At 64.8% G+C, this 20,743-nt stretch carries 16 protein-coding genes and 1 pseudogene; 12 read left to right on the forward strand and 5 right to left on the reverse strand.

Annotated elements, in window-relative coordinates; all coding sequences use genetic code 11:
* Positions 1–91: 91 nt before the first annotated feature.
* Positions 92–523 (reverse strand): DUF5820 family protein, encoded by a 432-nt coding sequence (locus C486_RS18695; protein WP_008459021.1) that lies wholly within the window; start codon positions 521–523, stop codon positions 92–94.
* A 388-nt stretch (positions 524–911) separates the two neighbouring features.
* Here C486_RS18695 and C486_RS18700 point away from each other — a divergent pair, with 388 nt between their 5' ends.
* The 7 genes from C486_RS18700 (at position 912) to C486_RS18730 (ending at position 10,434) form a co-directional block, all read left to right on the forward strand.
* Positions 912–1,130, forward strand: a complete 219-nt coding sequence (locus C486_RS18700; protein ID WP_008459023.1) for a hypothetical protein — start codon at positions 912–914, stop codon at positions 1,128–1,130.
* A 4-nt stretch (positions 1,131–1,134) separates the two neighbouring features.
* Entirely contained in the window at positions 1,135–3,207 is a 2,073-nt protein-coding gene (locus tag C486_RS18705; RefSeq protein ID WP_008459026.1) for a PrkA family serine protein kinase, read from the forward strand.
* A gap of 26 nt (positions 3,208–3,233) precedes the next feature.
* On the forward strand, positions 3,234–5,519 hold the full coding sequence (locus tag C486_RS18710) for a PrkA family serine protein kinase (protein WP_008459028.1): 2,286 nt from the start codon (positions 3,234–3,236) through the stop codon (positions 5,517–5,519).
* Positions 5,510–6,838 carry a YeaH/YhbH family protein gene (locus tag C486_RS18715; RefSeq protein ID WP_008459030.1) on the forward strand — a complete coding sequence of 443 codons (1,329 nt, stop codon included), beginning with the start codon at positions 5,510–5,512 and terminating at the stop codon, positions 6,836–6,838. Before C486_RS18710 ends, C486_RS18715 begins: the two co-directional genes overlap by 10 nt.
* The gene (locus tag C486_RS18720; protein ID WP_008459032.1) at positions 6,831–8,849 is read left to right on the forward strand and encodes a SpoVR family protein; all 2,019 of its coding nucleotides are present in this window, start codon (positions 6,831–6,833) and stop codon (positions 8,847–8,849) included. The genes C486_RS18715 and C486_RS18720 overlap by 8 nt, the downstream gene beginning before the upstream one ends.
* 97 nt (positions 8,850–8,946) lie before the next feature.
* Positions 8,947–9,981, forward strand: coding sequence for a HEAT repeat domain-containing protein (locus tag C486_RS18725; RefSeq protein ID WP_008459036.1), 1,035 nt, complete (start codon positions 8,947–8,949; stop codon positions 9,979–9,981).
* Between the two features lie 27 nt (positions 9,982–10,008).
* On the forward strand, positions 10,009–10,434 hold the full coding sequence (locus tag C486_RS18730; RefSeq protein ID WP_008459038.1) for a secondary thiamine-phosphate synthase enzyme YjbQ: 426 nt from the start codon (positions 10,009–10,011) through the stop codon (positions 10,432–10,434).
* A 121-nt stretch (positions 10,435–10,555) separates the two neighbouring features.
* Here the strand turns inward: C486_RS18730 and C486_RS18735 are convergent, their stop codons facing one another.
* Positions 10,556–11,221, reverse strand: a complete 666-nt coding sequence (locus tag C486_RS18735) for a glycerophosphodiester phosphodiesterase (RefSeq protein ID WP_008459040.1) — start codon at positions 11,219–11,221, stop codon at positions 10,556–10,558.
* Between the two features lie 178 nt (positions 11,222–11,399).
* On the opposite strand from C486_RS18735, the gene C486_RS18740 reads away from it, so the two are divergent.
* Both C486_RS18740 and C486_RS18745 read left to right on the forward strand, forming a co-directional pair.
* Complete coding sequence (locus C486_RS18740; protein ID WP_008459041.1) at positions 11,400–11,846, forward strand: response regulator; 447 nt, start codon at positions 11,400–11,402, stop codon at positions 11,844–11,846.
* Between the two features lie 68 nt (positions 11,847–11,914).
* Positions 11,915–12,649 (forward strand): SDR family oxidoreductase, encoded by a 735-nt coding sequence (locus tag C486_RS18745; protein WP_008459043.1) that lies wholly within the window; start codon positions 11,915–11,917, stop codon positions 12,647–12,649.
* Positions 12,650–12,702: 53 nt separating this feature from the next.
* On the opposite strand, the gene C486_RS18750 is transcribed toward C486_RS18745, so the two are convergent.
* A complete protein-coding gene (locus C486_RS18750; RefSeq protein WP_083866063.1) occupies positions 12,703–14,055 on the reverse strand; it encodes a sodium-dependent transporter in 1,353 nt (450 codons plus the stop codon).
* Between the two features lie 157 nt (positions 14,056–14,212).
* Here C486_RS18750 and C486_RS18755 point away from each other — a divergent pair, with 157 nt between their 5' ends.
* Entirely contained in the window at positions 14,213–15,757 is a 1,545-nt protein-coding gene (locus C486_RS18755) for an acyl-CoA carboxylase subunit beta (protein WP_008459047.1), read from the forward strand.
* A 4-nt stretch (positions 15,758–15,761) separates the two neighbouring features.
* Positions 15,762–16,091, forward strand: a complete 330-nt coding sequence (locus tag C486_RS18760; RefSeq protein WP_008459050.1) for a hypothetical protein — start codon at positions 15,762–15,764, stop codon at positions 16,089–16,091.
* A 63-nt stretch (positions 16,092–16,154) separates the two neighbouring features.
* On the opposite strand, the pseudogene C486_RS18765 reads toward C486_RS18760, so the two are convergent.
* Positions 16,155–17,397 (reverse strand): annotated as a pseudogene (locus tag C486_RS18765) (SPFH domain-containing protein).
* A gap of 192 nt (positions 17,398–17,589) precedes the next feature.
* Between C486_RS18765 and C486_RS18770 the strand changes: the two are divergent.
* Positions 17,590–19,425, forward strand: a complete 1,836-nt coding sequence (locus C486_RS18770; protein ID WP_008459052.1) for an acetyl-CoA carboxylase biotin carboxylase subunit — start codon at positions 17,590–17,592, stop codon at positions 19,423–19,425.
* 118 nt (positions 19,426–19,543) lie between these two features.
* On the opposite strand, the gene C486_RS18775 is transcribed toward C486_RS18770, so the two are convergent.
* Positions 19,544–20,677 carry a TIGR04053 family radical SAM/SPASM domain-containing protein gene (locus C486_RS18775; protein ID WP_008459054.1) on the reverse strand — a complete coding sequence of 378 codons (1,134 nt, stop codon included), beginning with the start codon at positions 20,675–20,677 and terminating at the stop codon, positions 19,544–19,546.
* Positions 20,678–20,743 lie beyond the last annotated feature (66 nt).

Genomic DNA, 20,743 nt, shown 5'->3' on the forward strand with positions numbered 1-20,743 from the left:
ACGTGGTAGTCGCCACTGGCGGTTAAGCGTCACGTCCCGTCGAGCGCCGGAAGATCGAGTGCGGATCAGCAGGCGATGCGGGTGGACCGATTCAGCCGTCGGTCCCGTCGCCGGTGAGCTCGTCCAGTCGCTCGAAGTACGTCTCCCGGGGGACCTGGTACAGGTCTCGATAGTCGATCTCGCCGGCGTCGAACTGCCGGGCGAGTGCGATCGTTCGCTCGAGGGCGTCGTCCCGGGTCGGGTATCGCAGCGTCTCGTTCAGCGAAACGTCCGGCTCGAGGTAGAGCGTCACGAACCAGTCCGCGGAATCGACCGTATCGGCGGGGTTGACGCCGGGTCGGCGGGTTCGCTTGCCGTGGGTGAGATACAGCGTCGGCAGACAGGGAGCGGGGAAGTCCGCGGCGTTGAACACGTCCGGTCGGTACGCGAGGACGAGCCGTCCCTGCTCGCCCTGACTCCAGACGGTCCATGCGTCCGGGAGCCGCGAGCGGTCACCCACGCCATCCGCATTCGTATCCGACATGGCTGGCGGTAGGTCCCCTCACCGTAAATCCCCGTCGCCACTGGTGTGGTCGGATGGCCGCTCGGTTCCGCTGGTCCGACGGCGGTGATGCCCGTTCGATGGGGCGCGCGCGAGCCGACGTGGACGCTGCAGGCCGATAATTTATATCAAATGAGGCCGAATATGCGGTGTGATACCGAACATCAACACAGCGTGCTGGCAATATTCTCCCGGAATAAAGTCCTGACAAATACCTTTTGGGGCTAAGGTTAAGTAGCTGGATTACTCACTCATTAAATACTATCGGTATCCGTTTGCCGGGCCGATCCACTCCGCGTCCGTCCCCGGCGCAGCGTTGCCCGATCCGCTGACGAGGCATCGCGCAACGCCGAGTGGTGATAGATGACATATGACACGGCAAATCGCCGCCGCCCACGAACGGGTTACGCTCCCCGAGCCCCCCCTCGAGGAGTCCGACGAACACGACGCGCTCACGTCGGGTGAACGCGAGGCGACGGATTCCGACGGTTCGGCCACGCGATGCCACGGCTGGTCGAACGACGTCTACGCAGTCCGCGGATCACGGACGACTGCACAGCAACCGGGGGAACCCCGCAACTGGCAATGATACCATGACCGGTGACATCGAAACACTCGAGCAGCTCAGTACGGATTACAAGGAATCGATGCCCGCGGACCTTCGGGAAACCAAGTCCTTCGACTGGTACCTGGAGGTGGTCTACGAGGACCCGAAGGTGGCCCGTAACGCCCACCAGCGCGTCGCGGACATGTTCGACTACTACGGCACGACCTACGACGAGACCGAAGGGATGGTCGAGTACCAACTCGCCAGCGAGGACCCGCTGGGTGACGGCGAGAACACCTTCTACGGGAAGGTCATCCACCAGTCGATCCACGAGTTCGTCAACAAGGTCAAGTCGGGTGCCCGCCGGCTGGGCCCAGAACGGCGAATCAAGCTGCTGCTCGGGCCGGTCGGCTCCGGCAAGTCCCATTTCGACAAGCAGGTCCGCAAGTACTTCGAGGACTACACGCTGCGGGACGACGGCCGGATGTACACCTTCCGGTGGACGAACCTCTGTGATGTCATCCAGGACCAGGACCCGGCCGACGACTCCGTCCGCTCCCCGATGAACCAGGACCCGCTCGTGCTCTTGCCCGTAGAGCAGCGCCAGCGGGTCATCGACGATCTCAACGAGAACCTCGACGCGCCTTACACCATCCAGAACGAGCAGGCGCTCGATCCGGAAAGCGAGTTCTACATGGACAAGCTGCTGGCCTACTACGAGGACGACCTCCAGCAGGTCTTAGAGAACCACGTCGAGATCGTCCGGTTCGTCGCCGACGAGAACAAGCGACAGGGCCTCGAGACCTTCGAGCCGAAGGACAAGAAGAACCAGGACGAGACCGAACTCACCGGCGACGTCAACTACTCGAAGATCGCCATCTACGGTGAGAGCGATCCGCGTGCGTTCGACTACTCGGGGGCCTTCTGTAACGCGAACCGCGGCATCTTCTCCGGCGAGGAACTGCTCAAACTCCAGCGGGAGTTCCTCTACGACTTCCTCCATGCGACCCAGGAGCAGACGATCAAGCCCAAGAACAACCCCCGGATCGACATCGACCAGGTGATCGTCGGCCGGACGAACATGCCCGAGTACAAGGACAAGAAAGGCGACGAGAAGATGGAAGCGTTCAATGACCGCACCAAGCGGATCGACTTCCCCTACGTTCTTTCCTACGAGGACGAGGCCAGCATCTACGAGAAGATGCTGCAAAACGCCGACGTCCCCGACATCAACGTCGAGCCCCACACCCTGGAGATGGCTGGACTGTTCGGCGTTCTCACGCGTATCGAGGAGCCGGACACCGAGACCGTCGGGCTCCTCTCGAAGGCCAAGGCCTACAACGGCGAGATCGACGAGGGTGACGACATCGACACGAAGAAGCTCCGCGAGGAGGCCGAACTCAAGGCCGAGATCGGCGAGGGCATGGTCGGAATCTCACCGCGCTTTATCGGCGACGAGATCGCCGAGGCGATTATGGACTCCAAACACCGCCAGCGCGGGTTCCTCTCGCCGCTGACGGTGTTCAACTTCTTCGAGGAGAACTTGGAACACCACGGCTCGATTCCGGAGGACAACTTCGAGACCTACTACCGCTACCTCGAGACGGTCCGCGAGGAATACAAGGAGCGGGCCATCGAGGACGTCCGCCACGCCCTCGCGTACGATATCGACGAGATCCAGCGCCAGGGCGAGAAGTACATGGACCACGTGATGGCCTACATCGACGACGACACGATCGAAGACGAACTCACGGGTCGCGAACAGGAGCCCGACGAGACGTTCCTCCGGTCGGTCGAGGAGAAACTCGACATTCCCGAGGACCGCAAGGAGGACTTCCGACAGGAAGTCTCCAACTGGGTCTCCCGCCGCGCCCGCGAGGGCGAGGCGTTCAACCCCCAGGACAACGAGCGCCTGCGCCGCGCCCTCGAGCGCAAGCTTTGGGAGGACAAGAAACACAACATCAACTTCTCCGCGCTGGTCAGCGCTAACGAGTTCGACGACGACGAGCGCTCCGCGTGGATCGACGCGCTGATCGAACAGGGCTACTCCGAGGGCGGTGCCAAGGAGGTGCTCGAGTTCGCCGGAGCGGAGGTCGCCAAAGCGGAGATGGACGACTAACATGAGCGAACACGAGGCCGACTAACATGACCGGACACGACTACGTCACCGAGGCCGACCGCGCGCTCGAGGAAACCTACGAGGAGCCGATGTCCCTCGCGGCGTACGTCGATCGGATCTTCGAGAACCCGTCGATCGCCTCCCACGCCTCGAAGTACCTGCTCGAGGCGATCGAGGCCGCGGGTACGCGTACGGTCGTCGAGGAGGGCGAGGAAAAGGAGCGCTACCGCTTCTTCGACGACCCGTACAACGACGGCGAGCACGCGATCCTCGGGAATACCGAGGTGCTCAACAGGTTCGTCGACGACCTGCGGTCGATCGCTGCGGGCCGGGCGAAAGACGAGAAGATCATCTGGTTCGAGGGCCCGACCGCGACCGGCAAGTCCGAACTCAAACGCTGTCTGGTCAACGGCCTGCGCGAGTACTCGAAGACGCCCGATGGCCGTCGCTACACCGTCGAGTGGAACATCTCGACCGCCGAGGGCGGCGAGCGGGGGCTGAGCTACGGCGACGACGCAAGCGCCACCGACGAGCAGGACTGGTACGAGAGTCCCGTCCAGGCCCACCCGCTGTCGGTGTTTCCCACGGAGGTGCGGGACGATCTCCTCGAGCAACTCAACGCCGACCTCGACGACCACGTGCCGATCCAGGTCGACGCACAGCTCGATCCGTTCTCCCGGGAGGCGTACGACTTCTTGGAGGAGCGCTACCGCCGGGCGGGCGAGGAGGAACTGTTCTCGGCGATCACGGACGAGAGCCACCTCCGCGTGAAAAATTACGTCGTCGACACGGGACAGGGTGTCGGGATCCTCCATTCGGAGGACGACGGCCCGCCCAAAGAACGGCTCGTCGGCTCGTGGATGCACGGCATGCTTCAGGAACTCGACTCGCGGGGCCGGAAGAACCCGCAGGCGTTCAGCTACGACGGCGTGCTCTCGCAGGGCAACGGTGTGCTGACGATCGTCGAGGACGCGGCCCAACACGCCGATCTCCTCCAGAAGCTGTTGAACGTCCCCGACGAGCAGTCGGTGAAGCTGGACAAAGGGATCGGGATGGACGTCGATTCACAGCTGCTGATCATCTCGAACCCCGACCTCGAGGCCCAGCTCAACCAGCACGCCGATCGGAACGGGATGGACCCGCTGAAGGCGCTCAAGCGGCGGCTGGACAAACACCGCTTTGGCTATCTGACGAATCTGAGCCTCGAGACGGAACTCATTCGCCGCGAGTTGACCAACGAGATGGCGGTCTGGGAGGCCGAGAGCTACGACGAACTCGCCGATCGGATTCGGGCCCCGGTGACGGTGACGGTCAAGGACCGCGACGGCGAGACGCGGGGACAGGAGTTCGCGCCGCACGCGATCGAGGCGGCCGCGCTGTACGCGGTCGTCACGCGACTGGACGAAGAACACCTCCCGAACGGGCTCGATCTGGTCGATAAGGCCTTGATCTACGATCAGGGCTACCTCCAGGAGGGCGACAGCCGCCGCGAAAAGGACGAGTTCGACTTCGACGGGGACGGCAACGACGGCGATCACGGCATCCCGGTCACGTACACCCGGGACACGCTCGCGGAACTGCTCCAGACCGACCGGGATCGCCACCACGCCGAGCTGTCGGTCGAGGACATCGTCATGCCCCGCGACGTGTTAAACGCCATGGTCGAGGGGCTGATCGACGCGCCGGTCTTCTCGACGGGTGAGCGCTCGGAGTTCGAGAACCGCGTCGTGCCCGTGAAAAACTACATCTACGACCAACAGGAGAGCGATGTCATCGAGGCCATCATGCACGACAAACGCGTCGACGAGGAGACCGTCGCCGAGTACGTCGAACACGTCTACGCCTGGGAGACCGAGGAGCCGCTGTACAACGACCGCGGGGAGCGCGTCGAGCCCGATCCGCTGACGATGAAGCTGTTCGAGATCGAGCACCTCGGCCGGTTCTCCGAGAGCGGGTACGACGGGAACCAGCCCCGCGAGAGCGTCCGGAACTTCCGCCGCGAGAAGGTCATCACGTCGCTGAACCGCCACGCCTGGGAGCACCGCGATGAGGACTTCGCCGTCGAAGACGTCGATCTCACCGCGATCCCGGTGATCAAGACCGTCCTCGAGAGCCACGACTGGGACGACGTCGAGCGGACCTTCGAGGACTTCGACCCGCGCCAGTGGAGCGACCCGCCAAGCGGGACCGAGACGGCCACCGTCAAGGAGAGTACGATCGACACGATGGTCGATCTCTTCGGCTACTCGCCGGCGTCGGCCGAACTGACCAGCAGACACGTTATGGGACAGGTGAGCTACAGATGGGACTGAGAGACGACCTCGAGCGGTTCCGAGAGGTGGGCGAACAGCGTCGCGAAGATCTGGCCGACTTCATCCAGTACGGCGACCTGGGCCAGAGCCGGCCGGGCGAGATCAAGATCCCGGTCAAGATCGTCTCGCTGCCGGAGTTCGAGTACGACCAACGCGATCAGGGTGGCGTCGGGCAGGGCGAGGACGGCACGCCTGATACCGGCCAGCCGGTCGGCCAGCCACAACCACAGCCGGGTGACGACGACGGCGAGGACGGCGAGCCGGGCGAGGACGGCGGCGATCACGAGTACTACGAGATGGACCCCGAGGAGTTCGCCGCGGAGCTCGACGAGGAGCTCGGGCTCGATCTCGACCCCAAGGGGAAGAAAGTAATCGAGGAGAAGGAGGGCCCATTCACCGATCTCACACGGACCGGCCCGAACAGCACGCTCGACTTCGAGCGGATGTTCAAGGAGGGATTAAAGCGCAAACTCGCGATGGACTTCGACGAGGAGTTCCTGCGGGAACTCTGCAAGGTCGAGGGGGTTTCGCCCCGCGAGGTCTTCGAGTGGGCTCGCGGCGAGAACCTGCCGGTGTCGATGGCCTGGATCGAAGAGGCCTACAAGGACATCCCGGACGAGGAACGCGGTACGTGGGACTCGATTCAGGATGTCGAAGACAACGTCGAGCGCGAGAGCGTCCAGCAGAAGATCCGTCGCGAGGGGATCCAGCACGTCCCCTTCCGCCGCGAGGACGAGCGCTACCGTCACCCCGAGATCATCGAGGAGAAAGAGAAGAACGTCGTCGTCGTCAACATCCGCGACGTGTCCGGATCGATGCGCGAGAAGAAACGCGAACTCGTCGAGCGGACGTTCACCCCGCTGGACTGGTACCTGCAGGGCAAGTACGACAACGCCGAGTTCGTCTACATCGCCCACGACGCCGACGCCTGGGAGGTCGACCGCGACGAGTTCTTCGGAATCCGCAGCGGCGGCGGCACCAAGATCTCGAGCGCGTACGAACTCGCCGCGGAGTTGCTCGAGGACTACCCCTGGGCCGACTGGAACCGGTACGTCTTCGCCGCGGGCGACTCGGAAAACTCCTCGAACGACACCGAGGAGCGCGTGGTTCCGATGATGGAGCAGATCCCCGCGAACCTCCACGCCTACGTGGAGACCCAGCCAAGCGGCAACGCGATCAACGCCACCCACGCCGAGGAACTCGAGCGCCACTTCGGCACCGACGCCGACGACATCGCGGTGGCGTACGTCAACGACGAATCGGACGTGACGGACGCGATCTACGAGATCCTCTCGACGGAGGGTACTGCAAATGAGTAATTCGGACAGATTCCGCAAACAGGCGATCGCCAGCGACCTCGAGGAGCCGGTCGACGAGGCCCGGAACCTTGCCGAGAAACTCGGCCTCGAGCCCTATCCGGTGAAGTACTGGATCATCGATTACGACGAGATGAACGAACTCATCGCCTACGGCGGGTTCCAGAGCCGGTACCCCCACTGGCGGTGGGGAATGCAGTACGACAAGCAACAAAAGCAGGGCCAGTACGCGGGGGGGAAGGCCTTCGAGATCGTCAACAACGATAATCCCGCGCACGCGTTCCTTCAGGAGTCCAACACGGTCGCCGACCAGAAGGCGGTCATCACCCACGTCGAGGCCCACTCGGACTTCTTCGCCAACAACGACTGGTTCGGCCTGTTCACCAGCGGGCGCGCGGACGAGGACCAGGTCAACGCCGCGGCCATGCTCGAGCGTCACGCGCGGGCGATTGACGAGTATATGTCCGATCCCGAGATCGACCGCGCCGAGGTCGAGAAGTGGATCGACCACTGTCTCTCGCTCGAGGACAACATCGATCAGCATCAGGTGTTCAGCCGTCGGCTCGATGTCGATGGACCCGCGATCGAGGGAATCGACGAGGACCTTGCCGAGAAGTTGGACGAACTCGAACTCTCCGACGAGATCAAAGGCGAGGTCTTCACCGAGGAGTGGGTCGAGCAACTCGAGGACGAAGAGCTGACTGGGACCTTCCCCGAGGAGCCACAGAAGGACCTGCTGGCCTTCGTTCGTGAACACGGCAAACAGTACGACGACGAGGCCGGCCGCGGCGTCGAGATGGAAGAGTGGCAACGCGACATCCTCGACATGATGCGGGCGGAAGCCTACTACTTCGCCGCCCAGAAGATGACGAAGGTGATGAACGAGGGCTGGGCCGCCTACTGGGAGTCGACGATGATGACCGACGAAGCCTTCGCCGGCGACGACGAGTTCGTTAACTACGCCGACCACATGGCGAAGGTACTGGCGTCGGGCGGGCTCAATCCCTACAGCCTCGGGATGGAACTCTGGGAGTACGTCGAGAACACGACCAACCGGCGGGAGGTCCTCGAGGCACTGCTGCGCGTCGAGGGCATCTCGTGGCGCAACCTCGTCGATGTCGTCGACTTCGACGATGTCCTCGAGCGACTCGAGCCGCCGGCGGCGATCGAGACGATCACTCCCGAGACGCTCGACGAACTCGAAGAGGTCTCCGACGAGTGGGTCGACCGCGAGGCCGTCGAGAAGGCCCGCGCGGGCGAGATCGACGTTTCGAGCTACCCCTGGAAGGTACTGACCGAGACGGGGTTGGCGCGTCGCCACTACTCGCTGGTCAAGCGCCAGCACCGCGGGTTCCTCGGCCGGGTCAACCAGAACGAACTCGAGCGGATCGGTCGGTACCTGTTCGACGACGCCCGCTATGCGTCGGTCGAGGAAGCCCTCGACGATGTCGACTTCACGGCGGGCTGGAACCGGATGTTCGACGTCCGGGAGAGTCACAACGACGTGACATTCCTCGACGAGTTCCTGACCCAGGAGTTCATCACGGAGAACAACTACTTCACCTACGAACACTCCCAGGCGACGGGGCAGTTCCACGTCGCCAGCGACGCGGCCGAGGACGTCAAAAAGAAGCTGCTGTTGCAGTTCACTAACTTCGGGAAGCCGACCATCGCGGTCTACGACGGCAACTACAACAACGCCAACGAACTACTGCTTGGCCACCAGTACAACGGCGTCATGCTCGATCTCGAGCAGGCCACGGAGACGCTCAAGCGGATCTTCGAACTGTGGGGGCGGCCGGTGAACCTGCTGACGATCGTCAAGGAGGTTGACGAACACGACATCGAGGTCGCCAAGCGCCGCAATCGCGAGCCCGAACCCGAAGAGCAGGGCAAAGTGATCCGGTACAACGGCCAAACGGTGACGACCGAAGACGTGCCCTGGGAGGAGGTCGAACACCTCGCTGCCGACGACATCGATTACGACACGAAGCCAGACGAATGGCTCGCGTAAGGGCGCTTGCGACCCGGATTCTGCCTCCTCCGAGCGCATCGGTCCGGGGGCCGTTGGCCAGAACCCTTACATCATCGTTCGCCAATGCAGGGACACGATGGATGGGGATGGGGGTGAGGCCGTCGAGCCTCGGGGCCGGGGGGCCACCGGGGTCGATCTGCCAGCAGTACTGACACGACTCGACGACCAGGACCCGGCGGAGCAACGGGCCGCTGTCCGCCGGATTCGAACCACGATCGACGACCAGGGACAGGCGGCGGCGTGTGCCCCGACGGTACCGAAGTTACGGTCGCTGCTCGAGCGACCGGAGCTGGGGTTTCGCGACGAGATCGCCGCCTGTCTCGCGGAGCTGGCGGCCGACGCACCGACGGATGTCGCGCCGTCGACCGGCACGATCGTAACGGTCGCCCGTGAAAACGCCGACCAGCCGGTGGCGCGGGAACTCCTCCGGTGTCTCGCCGCCGTCGCGGCCGAGCGGCCGGACGTCCTGGTCGAGCATCTTGAGGCGATCGCCGACGTGCTGGATCGCCGACGCGGGTACGACCGCCACGGGTTGCAGGCGATCGCCCGCGTCTCGACGGCGGAACCGACGGCGATCGAACCGGTCGCGCCGATCCTCGTCGACGCGCTGGCCGCGAACCCGATCGAAAACGGGCCGCCGGTGTGTCGAGCGCTCGGTCGGCTGGCGCGGTCCGATGGGGAACTGTCCACCCTCGAGTTCGTGACGCACGTCGCGAGTCTCGTCGACCACGACGACGGAGCGCTGCGACACGACGCGATCGGCTGTCTCGGCGATGTCGTCCACTGTGATCCCGACGCGGTCGAACCGGTCTGTGCCGATCTCGCGGCGGCGCTTTCCTTTTCAGACCCGGAGACGCGGGCTATCGCGGCGGTCACGGTGGCCCGCATCGCCGCCGAGACCAGTGACGCGGTCGCCCCGGTTCGCGAGGAGTTGCGCGAACTCCTCGCGGACGACCACGCGACCGTCCGGGCGAACGCCTGCGTTGCGCTCGGGTATGGACGCGTCGACGCGGCCGTGTCGCGACTGCGGGAACTCGCGACCGATGACCCGGCACCGAACGTCCGCGATCGCGCGTCGTGGGCCCTGAGACGCCTTTCCGACGGCCGATAACGGTCGCCACGAACCGTAACGCAGTCGATGCTCGCGGCCGTTGCTCCGACCATGAACGTCAGCGTCGAGACCGAGTCCCGGTTGACGACCGTCGACGTAACCGACCGCATCGCCGCAGCCGTTCCGGACCACCTCGAGTCGGGCACCTGTACGGCCTTCGTTCAGCACACGACGGCCGGACTCGTCGTCCAAGAGGACGAGCCGCGGCTCCGGGGTGATCTCGAGTCGTTCCTGGGTGATCTGGTCCCCGACGAAGGACATGCACACGACGAGTTAGACGGCAATGCGGACGCCCATCTGCGAGCGGCGCTGCTCGGTCCGGACGTGACGATCCCGATCGTAGACGGGGAGCTAGCGCTGGGGACCTGGCAGTCGGTGTTGCTTGTCGAGTGTGATGGACCGCGAACCCGGACCGTGACCGTGACGACCGTCGGCGACACCAGTAGCGACTGAACGTCACTGAGCCACTGAACGCCCATTGCACACGAGACTCACACGACGGCCGTTCGAGGGGTGTGTCACTCGTCTCAGCTGGTCTTCTAAATAGCGGTGGCCCTGTCTCGACGCCGCGCGATCACACGGCGATCGGCCGATCCGCCGAGACGCAGTCGACGCCTCGGCATCCGAGCAGAATCGCCACCGATCGCCGCTCGACTGTCCACGCGTGGACCTCGAGTCCGACGCGCTTCGCCCGCGGGACGAGCCCGGTCGCCAGACAGCGCCAGCGGTTCGCACCGAGTACGTCACAGTCGAGTTCGACCGCGGTCGTGACCGGCCGCTCGAGGTGGCGACTCACGAGCACCCCGATGGACTGGTCCGGGTCGCACTCGCGGATCGCCCGCAGTTCGGAGACCAGAAAGGACGTCACGATAACACGATTGTCGACGGCGGCCTCCTCGAGCGCCGTAAGAACGTCCGCGGCGATGCCGGACGTCTTGAGTTCGAGCGTGACCTCGACGGACGGCGGCAGGGCCGCGAGCATGTCCGCGAGGGTCGGAATCCGCTCGTCGGACCCGAGCACCGAGTAGTCGGTGAGTTCCGCGAGCGGGGTCTCCGCGACGCTGCCCGACCCGTCGGTGATGCGGTCGATCGTTTCGTCGTGGACGACGACGAGTTCGCCGGAGCCACAGCGTCGAACGTCGAACTCGACGGCGTCGGCGTGCTCGGCGGCGGCCCGGATGGCACCGATCGTGTTCTCGGGGGCGGTCGCGGCGAAGCCGCGATGCGCGATGAGTCGCATTCACCGGCGTAACGGGAGCCGCGGGCTTCAGTGGCGCGTTCGGTCGCAGGACCTGAACCCGTCGCTCCGGGACCGACCAAACCACTTAGCAAGCAACGTTACAAGAGTTCCCCGACTAGAGGGGGATGATTACTGGATTGGACTCCCTACTCATTCACTCGGTCGGCGTGATCCGCCGATGAGCCGCCGAGACGATGCGCCTGTCGACGTCCTGCTCGTCGAGGACGAGGCCGAAGCCGTTCGGCGCATCGGCGAGGCATTCGACGAGGTCGACGCCGAAACGTCGGTTCGGGTCGCCACCGACGGCGACGAAGCGCTGACGGTGCTGACCGAACGCGGCGACGAGCCACCCTCGGTTCCGGATCTCGTGTTGCTTGATCTGGACGTGCCGCGGCTGAGTGGTCTCGGGCTTCTCGAGGCGATCACGAATGAGCCGAAGCTCGCGCGGCTGCCCGTGCTCGTGTTGACGCAATCGGCGGCCGTCGAGGACGTTCGAGCGAGCTACGAGCTTGCGGCCAACGCCTCTCTCACGAAACCGTCCGAGCCCGAGGCCTACGCCGAGCTGATCGAGGCGATCGCGGACTTCTGGTTCGGGCGGGCTGCCCTGCCGACGAACGACTCGTAGTGCCGGGTCGAACGTTATGGGGCGTCTTCGCCCCGTCCTTTGATACGAACGGCCGGCACACGTACGGTATGGGAGTCACGACCGACTTCGATGTCGATTTCGACGGCACCGTTGCGGTGATCACCGGTGCGAGCGGCGCGCTCGGTAGTGCGACCGTCGACCGCTTCCGCGCGGCGGGGGCGACCGTCTGTGCCGTCGATGTCGTTCCACCGGCCGACGCGGACAGTTCGCTCGAGGCGGACCCCGCCGACGAACCCGACCTCGCGTTCTACGAGGCCGACCTGACCGACGAGGACGACGTCGCGGCCCTGATGGATGCCGTCGTCGACGACCACGGGCGGATCGACCACCTGCTGAACATCGCCGGGACGTGGCGCGGCGGCGACCACATCGAGGACACCGACCTCGCGGAGTTCGAGTTGCTCGTCGACGTCAACCTGAAAACGGCCTTCCTCGCGTCCAAACACGCCCTGCCACACCTCCAGGAGGCGGCGGGCTCGATCGTCAGTATCAGCGCCCGGTCCTCGCTCGAGGGCGGCGCGGGCGACGGCCCCTACCGGATCACGAAGGCCGGCATCCGACTGCTGACGGAGACGCTGGCCGAGGAGAACCGCGGGACCGTCCGTGCGAACTGCGTCATGCCGAGCGTGATCGATACGCCGATGAACCGCGAGCTGATGCCCGACGCGGACCACGACTCGTGGGTCGCTCCGAGCGATATCGCGGACGTGCTGGCGTTCCTCTGTAGCGACGGCGCGGCGGTGACAAGCGGTGCTGCGGTACCGGTGTACGGCGAAGCCTGACCGTCGTCGGGAGCGGCGAAAAAAGTCGCCGTTCGAAAGGGCGGTCGTCTCCGTTAGAGGTTCGTGTTGAGCCAGTCGGCGAACCCGCCAGTCAGGAACCCGTAGTAACCCCACACGTTCAACACCACCAGGCCGACCAGCGCGACGACGACCGGGATCCGGATGAACCAGAGCCATGCGACTCCCAGCGAGCCGATGTCTTTGATTCCCTTCTCGATCTCCTCGAGCGCGAGGTCAGGAACGTACCACCCCACGAAGATCGAGAGTAAGAGCCCGCCGAGCATGAGCAGGATGCTGTTCGCGAAGCCATCGTAAAGATCGATGAAGATGAGGTCGAGCGCGGCCGGCGTCCCGAAGAGGAATATCGCCACGCCCAGTGTGGCAGTTGCGGGAACGCGATCGATGTCCCATTCGTCGATCAGATAGGAGACGACGACCTCCATAATACTGATCGCGCTCGAGAGTGCAGCGATGGCGACGGTCCCGAAGAAAATCGCGCCGAGGAGGCCGCCCAGCGGAAGTTCGGCGAACGCCGCGGCGAGACTGACAAAGATGAGCGACGGACCGGACGCACCGGGATCGATCCCCGCTGCAAAGAGGATCGGGAACGCGATCAGTCCCGCGGTAAAGGCGATGAAGGTGTCGAGGATGGCAATGATACTGGCGTCCGACGCGAGGTTTCGATCCTCCCCGAGGTAGGATGCGTATGTCATCATCACACCCATCCCGAGCGAGAGCGTGAAGAACGCCTGTGCGGCTGCTGCCGGAAGAATCGTCGTCCACTCGCTCATGATCGTACTGAGTTCCGGCGAGAGGTAATACGCGTACGCGTCGGCTGCCCCCTCGAGCGTGAACACGTAAGCGGCGAGTCCGAGTGAAATGATGATGATAGCGGGCACCATCACTTTGACCGAGAGTTCGATCCCGCGCTCGATGCCAAGCGCGACGATGACGATCACTCCGAGCATGAAAAGCGCGTGCAAGGCGACGGCATCAAGCCCGGACGCGACTGCGCCGAACTGTTCAGGCGCGGCATCGGCAGTATATCCTCCCTGAAGCCCGATGAGGACGTACCGAACCGTCCAGCCCGCGACGACGCTGTAGTACGACAGGATGACGAAACCGGCCGTGACGAAGACCCAGCCGATCTTCGTCCACGCGCCTCTCCCGATTTGCTTGAGTGCCCCTACGGGGTTCCGTTCCGTATTCCGGCCAACGACGAATTCGGCGAGGATGACCGGAAAGCCGACCATGACGACCAACAGGAGATAGATGAACAGGAAGGCAGCGCCCCCTTGCTCCCCCACTTGATACGGAAACCTCCATATGTTACCAAGCCCCACTGCACTCCCCACTGCAGCAAGGATGAACCCTGTTCGTGTGGCCCATGATTCGCGTTGTGCCATACCAGCTTTTATAAAAATGCCCCTATTTAACTCTTTGTGGACGACCGGGTATTTGCCAGCTGATGAGTCATTAATCGTGAAGGAGTTACGGAATCCTTTTCCAGTTGGTCCTCGCACAACGGCGTATGAATCGTGTAGGGGTGTTCCCGGAATGACGATGGAAGACCGCATCGACGAACTCGAGGACCTCCGCGAAGAGGCGCGGCAGGGTGGCGGCGAGGCCCGCATCGAGAAGCAACACGACAAGGGGAAGATGACCGCTCGCGAGCGGATCGACTACTTCCTCGATGACGGCACCTTCACCGAGTTCGATCAGCTCCGGACTCACCAGACGAGCCAGTTCGGGATGGAGGAACAGAAGATTCCCGGCGACGGCGTCGTCACGGGGTACGGCGAGGTCAACGGGCGAACGACCTTCGTCTTCGCTCACGACTTCACCGTCTTCGGCGGCTCGCTCGGCGAGGTCTTCGCCGAGAAGGTCTGTAAGGTCATGGATATGGCGATGGAGGTCGGCGCGCCCGTCATCGGACTCAACGACTCCGCCGGGGCCCGCATTCAGGAAGGCGTCAAGAGTCTCGCGGGCTACACCGAGATTTTCCGCCGCAACCAGGAAGCCAGCGGCGTCGTCCCCCAGATCTCCGCGACGATGGGGCCGTGTGCCGGGGGTGCCGTCTACTCCCCGGCGATCACCGACTTCATCTTCATGGTCAAGGACACGAGCCACATGTACATCACCGGCCCCGGTGTCACCAAGACCGTCACCGGGGAGGAAGTGTCCCACGAGGAACTCGGCGGCGCGATGACCCACGCCAACAAGACCGGCGTCGCCCAGTTCGCCTGCGAGAGCGAAGAGCAGGCACTCGACGATATCAAGCGACTCCTCTCCTATCTCCCACAGAACAACGTCGAAGATCCCCCACGCGTCGACCCCTGGGACGATCCCGACCGCCGTGACGACGCGCTCACCGAGATCGTCCCCCCGAGCCCGCAGAAGCCCTACGATATGACCGACGTCATCGATAGCGTCGTCGACGAGGGGTCGTTCTTCGAAGTCGCCGACAACTTCGCCCAGAACATCGTCGTCGGCTTCGGCCGACTCGACGGGCGCTCGGTCGGCCTCGTCGCCAACCAGCCACGGGTCAACGCCGGCACGCTGACCGTCGACGCCTCGATGAAGGCCTCGCGGTTCGTCCGGTTCTGTGACTCCTTTAACATCCCGATCGTTACGTTCGTCGACGTCCCCGGGTACATGCCCGGCACTGACCAGGAACACCGCGGGATCATCCGTCACGGCGCGAAACTGCTCTACGCCTACGCCGAGGCGACCGTTCCCCTGCTGACGGTCATCACCCGCAAGGCCTACGGCGGTGCCTACTGCGTCATGGCCTCGAAGAACCTCGGCGCGGACGTCAACTACGCCTGGCCGACCGCCGAAATCGCCGTCATGGGCCCGCAGGGCGCGGTCAATATCCTCTACCGCGAGGAACTCGCGGAGGCCGACAACCCCGACGAACTCCGTGATGAACTCATCGAGGAGTACCGCGAGGAGTTCGCCAACCCCTACACCGCGACGGACAAGGGCTTCCTCGACGACGTCATCGTCCCGACCGAAACCCGGCCACGACTGATCCGCGATCTCGAGATGCTCGAGACCAAACGCGAACAGAACCCGGACAAGAAACACGGCAACATCCCGCTGTAGTCAGATGACCTCACGACAGCCCATCGCCGACGAGACTGTGACCAACGACGAGTCGGCGGACCTCGAAGGGGTCCTGCCCGGCGACGTTTCGATCGACCTGCCGGACGACGCGGACGACGAGGAGGCCGCAGCGATCGCGGCCGCCGTCGGCGCGCACCTCCACGATCACGCGCTCGCAGCCGCCGCAGCGGCCGCTCAGGACGAGGAGACGTGGGACGACGAGCGCTGGGCCTTTGCGGGTCGGGTTCGCGCACAGCAACACCGGACCGTTCGCGTGCCCCGCGGCGCGCCGACCGACCCGTGGTCGGCCGCGGGACGGACGAAGCAGTTCTAACCCGCCGCGGACCGTTTCGCTGGTTCCGCGAGAAAGAACGTGAACCCGACCGGCGTGGCGGCGCTACTCCGAATCCGATCCCAGTTCCGGCTCCGGTTCGTCGTCGGATTCGGACATGGTGATCGGCTCTTCGGCCTCCATGCCCACGTCCTGCCCCTCCTTGATCGCGCGGGCTTGCTCTTCCATCGCTTCGACGTCCATCTCGGCTTGCTCGTCGATCTCACCGATGATGTCGGCGATGTCGTCCAGGCCGATCAGTTCGCGCGTCTCGTCGTCGAACTCGAGGCTCTTGAGGTCCGTGCCGTTGCCTTTCACGTCGCTGCCCGAGAGGTGCTTGCCGTAGCGGCCGACCAGCGAGGTGAGTTCCTGGGGCATGACGAACGTCGTCGACTCGCCCTGGCCGATGTCNGCCCGAGAGGTGCTTGCCGTAGCGGCCGACCAGCGAGGTGAGTTCCTGGGGCATGACGAACGTCGTCGACTCGCCCTGGCCGATGTCGGCCAGCGTCTCCATTCCCTTGTCGATGACCGCGCGTTCGCCCATCGATTCCGCGGAGCGCGCCCGCAGGACGGTCGAGATCGCGTCACCCTGTGACTCGAGGATCTGGCTCTGCTTTTCACCCTGGGCGCGGATGATGTTCGACTGCTTGTCCCCTTCGGCTTTCTCGACGGCGCTGCGGCGTTCACCCTGCGCCTCGAGGATCATGGCGCGGCGGCGGCGCTCGGCGGAGGTCTGTTCCTCCATCGCCCCCTTGACGCCCGCGGAGGGCGTGACCTCGCGGACCTCGACCGACTCCACTCGAATGCCCCACTCGTCGGTGGGTTCGTCGAGTTCCTGGCGGATGCGCTCGTTGATCATCTCCCGACGGGAGAGGGTGTCGTCGAGTTCCATGTCGCCGATGACGGCCCGCAGCGTCGTCTGGGCCAGGTTCGAGACGGCGCGTTGGTAGTCGTCGACCTCGAGGAAGGCGCGTTTGGCGTTCATGACCCGGATGTAGACGACGGCGTCGGCCGTGACGGGGGAGTTGTCCCGCGTGATGGCCTCCTGCTGGGGCACGTCGAGCGTCTGCGTTCGCATGTCGAACGTGTAGATCCGGGAGACGTACGGCGGGACGATGTTCAGCCCCGGCTCGAGCAGTTTGCGGTACTCGCCGAAGACGGTCAGGGCGGCTCTGTCGTAGGCGTCGACGATCTCGACCATCTGCCAGACCGTGACTACGACGAGGAAGAGTCCGATCAGGCCGACGAGCAGGAGCGGGTCCTCGAGCACCGACTGTGTCTGTAGCGGGCCGAGTACGTTCTCGTACATCATGTGGATGAGGGTCTCAGATCGGATAACGCTTGCCCATAACACGCATGGGTAGTGATCGCATTCGGTTCGGAGCGGGACCGACACCGACGGCGATCGACGGCGTCGGGGGTGTGATCTGGCAAAAACTGACGCGAGATCGGACCCGTTGCGAAAAAGTAAGGTAGGGCCCTCACGACGGTATCTACAACAATGTTCAGGAAGGTTCTCGTGGCGAACCGCGGGGAAATCGCCGTCCGCGTGATGCGAGCGTGCGAAGAGTTGAACGTCGGGACCGTCGCGATCTACTCCGAGGCCGACAAGGACTCGGGCCACGTCCGCTACGCGGACGAAGCGTACAACGTGGGACCGGCGCGTGCGGCCGACTCCTATCTCGATCACGACGCAGTCATCGAGGCCGCGCGGAAGGCCGACGCCGACGCCATCCACCCCGGCTACGGCTTCCTCGCCGAGAACGCAGAGTTCGCCGGCAAGGTCGAGGACGCCGAGGGGATCACCTGGATCGGCCCGTCCAGCGACGCCATGGAATCGCTCGGCGAGAAGACCAAGGCCCGGACGATCATGGACGAGGCCGATGTCCCGATCGTTCCAGGAACGACCGATCCCGTTACCGAGCCCGAGGCGGTCAAGGAATTCGGCGAGCGACACGGCTACCCGATCGCGATCAAAGCGGAAGGCGGCGGCGGCGGCCGCGGAATGAAAGTCGTCTGGGACGAAAGCGAGGTCGAGAACCAACTCGAGAGCGCCAAGCGCGAGGGTGAGGCCTACTTTGACAACGACTCGGTCTACCTCGAGCGGTACTTAGAGCAGCCCCGCCACATCGAGGTCCAGATCCTCGCGGACGAACACGGGAACGTCCGCCACCTCGGCGAGCGCGACTGTTCGCTCCAGCGCCGCCACCAGAAGGTCATCGAGGAAGGCCCCTCCGCGGCCCTGACGGACGCCCTCCGCGAGAAGATCGGCGAGGCCGCCCGTCGGGGCGTTGCTGCCGCCGATTACACCAATGCCGGCACCGTCGAGTTCCTCGTCGAGGAGGAGCCCGGCCGGGACGGCCCGCTGGGGCCGGACGCGAACTTCTTCTTCCTCGAGGTCAACACGCGGATTCAGGTCGAACACACGGTTACCGAGGAGATCACCGGACTGGACATCGTCAAACGCCAGATCGAGATCGCGGCCGGCGAGGCAGTCGACTTCGAGCAGGACGACGTCGAGATCGACGGCCACGCGATGGAGTTCCGGATCAACGCCGAGAACGCGGCCGACGACTTCGCGCCGGCGACCGGCGGCACGCTCGAGACCTACGACCCGCCAGGCGGGATCGGCGTCCGCCTCGACGACGCCCTGCGGCAGGGCGACGACCTCGTCACCGACTACGACTCGATGATCGCGAAGCTGGTCGTCTGGGGCGAGGACCGCGACGAATGTATCGAGCGGTCGCTTCGTGCGCTCCGCGAGTACGAGATCAGTGGCATCCCGACGATCATCCCGTTCCACCGGCTGATGCTCACCGACGAGGAGTTCGTCCGGAGTACGCACACCACGAAGTACCTCGACGAAGACCTCGACGAGAGTCGCATCGAGGAAGCCCAGGAGCAGTGGGGCGGCGACACCGGCGACGGCGGCAGCGAAGACGAGGAGACCGTCGAGCGCGAGTTCACCGTCGAGGTCAACGGCAAGCGCTTCGAGGTCGAACTCGAGGAACGCGGTGCACCCGCCATCCCGACCGGCGAGATCGAGGCCGGCAGCGGCCAGGCGAGCCGGCCCGAGCCTGCGGGCGGCTCGAGCAACGACGGCGGGACCGAACTCGAGGGCGACGGCGAGACCGTCGACGCCGAGATGCAAGGAACGATCCTCGATATCGAGGTCGCGGAGGGCGACGAGGTCGGGGCCGGCGACGTGCTGGTCGTCCTCGAAGCGATGAAGATGGAAAACGACATCGTCGCCTCTCGGGGCGGTACCGTCACGCAGATCGCCATCGAGGAAGGTGAGAGCGTCGATATGGGCGACACGTTAGTCGTCCTCGAGTAACGGTCGCCGCGACACGATATCGATAGAGCCACGGACGAACGTCTTCGGGCCGACGGTGGTCCCGGCTGAGTCGTTTTCTCGTATGTTCCGTCTGAGAGCGAAGCCCTCGGCTCCGAGGTCAATCCCCGCTCGAGACGCCGCGTGTCTTGCCGTCGGTATCGTCCCAGGGGAGCGGCCCGTCGTACCCCTCCGGAACGAACGGACAGAGCGGATCGCTCGCCAGTGGATCGCCGGTGTGGGCGAACGCCCGCGAGCGACTGCCGCCACAGACGTGGCGGTAGGGACAGGCCCCGCACTTGCCCGAGAGGTTGTCGCGGTCGCGCAGCGACCGGAACAGTTCCGACTCGCGGTAGAGTTCCGTGACCGGCCGCTCGCGGACGTTGCCGGCTGATTCCGGCAGAAAGCCGGAGGGAAACACCTCGCCCGTGTGACTGACGAACGCGAAGCCGTCGCCCGCGACGATGCCGGTCCGTCGTTTGATGCCGTCCCCCGGATCGGCCGCACCGTCATCGGTCTCGTCCCCGTCCGCCCGTCGCTGCATCGCCACCCGGCGGTACTGCGGGGCCTCGGTGGTCTTGACGCCGAAAGGTTCGGTCTCGCTGACCTCGTGGAGCCACTCCATGACCGCGTCGGCCCGCTCCGGCGGGACCGGCTCGAGGATACGGCCCCTCCCGACGGGAACGAGGAAGAAGACGCTCCACATGACGGCCCCGATCTCGGTCAGCAGGTCCCGGATCGCGGGGAGTTCGTCGACGGTCTGTCGGCAGACGGTGGTGTTGACCTGGACCGGGAGCCCGGCCGCTCGAGCGTCCTCGGCGGCGCGGATGGTCTCCTCGAAGCTGCCATCCTCGCCGCGGAAGGCGTCGTGGCTCTCGGGCGAGGCCCCGTCGAGGCTCACCGCCATCCGCTTGAGCCCGGCGTCGGCCATCGACTCGATCCGGTCGGCGGTCAGCGAGCCGGTCCCGCTGGGCGTGATCGTCATCCGCAGGCCGAGATCGTCGCCGTGAGCGATCAGGTCCGCGACATCATCGCGGACGAGCGGGTCGCCGCCCGAGAGCACGACCAGTTGGCCGTCGCCGAACTCGGCGGCCTGCTCGAGCAGCGTCATCCCCTCCGCGGTCGAGAGTTCGTCGGGATGGCGACGCTGCTGGGCGTCGGCGCGACAGTGATCACAGGCGAGCCCACAGGCCTGGGTCAGCTCCCAGATGAGGACGAACGGTCGCTCGGACGTATCGAACGTGCCGGGGCGCATAGCCGAGGCTGGGTCTCCGACGACCGAAAACGCCCCTCTGGTTCCCGTCACCCGGGAAGACGGGAA

The sequence above is a fragment of the Natrinema gari JCM 14663 genome (genome assembly GCF_000337175.1).
Taxonomy (GTDB): domain Archaea; phylum Halobacteriota; class Halobacteria; order Halobacteriales; family Natrialbaceae; genus Natrinema; species Natrinema gari.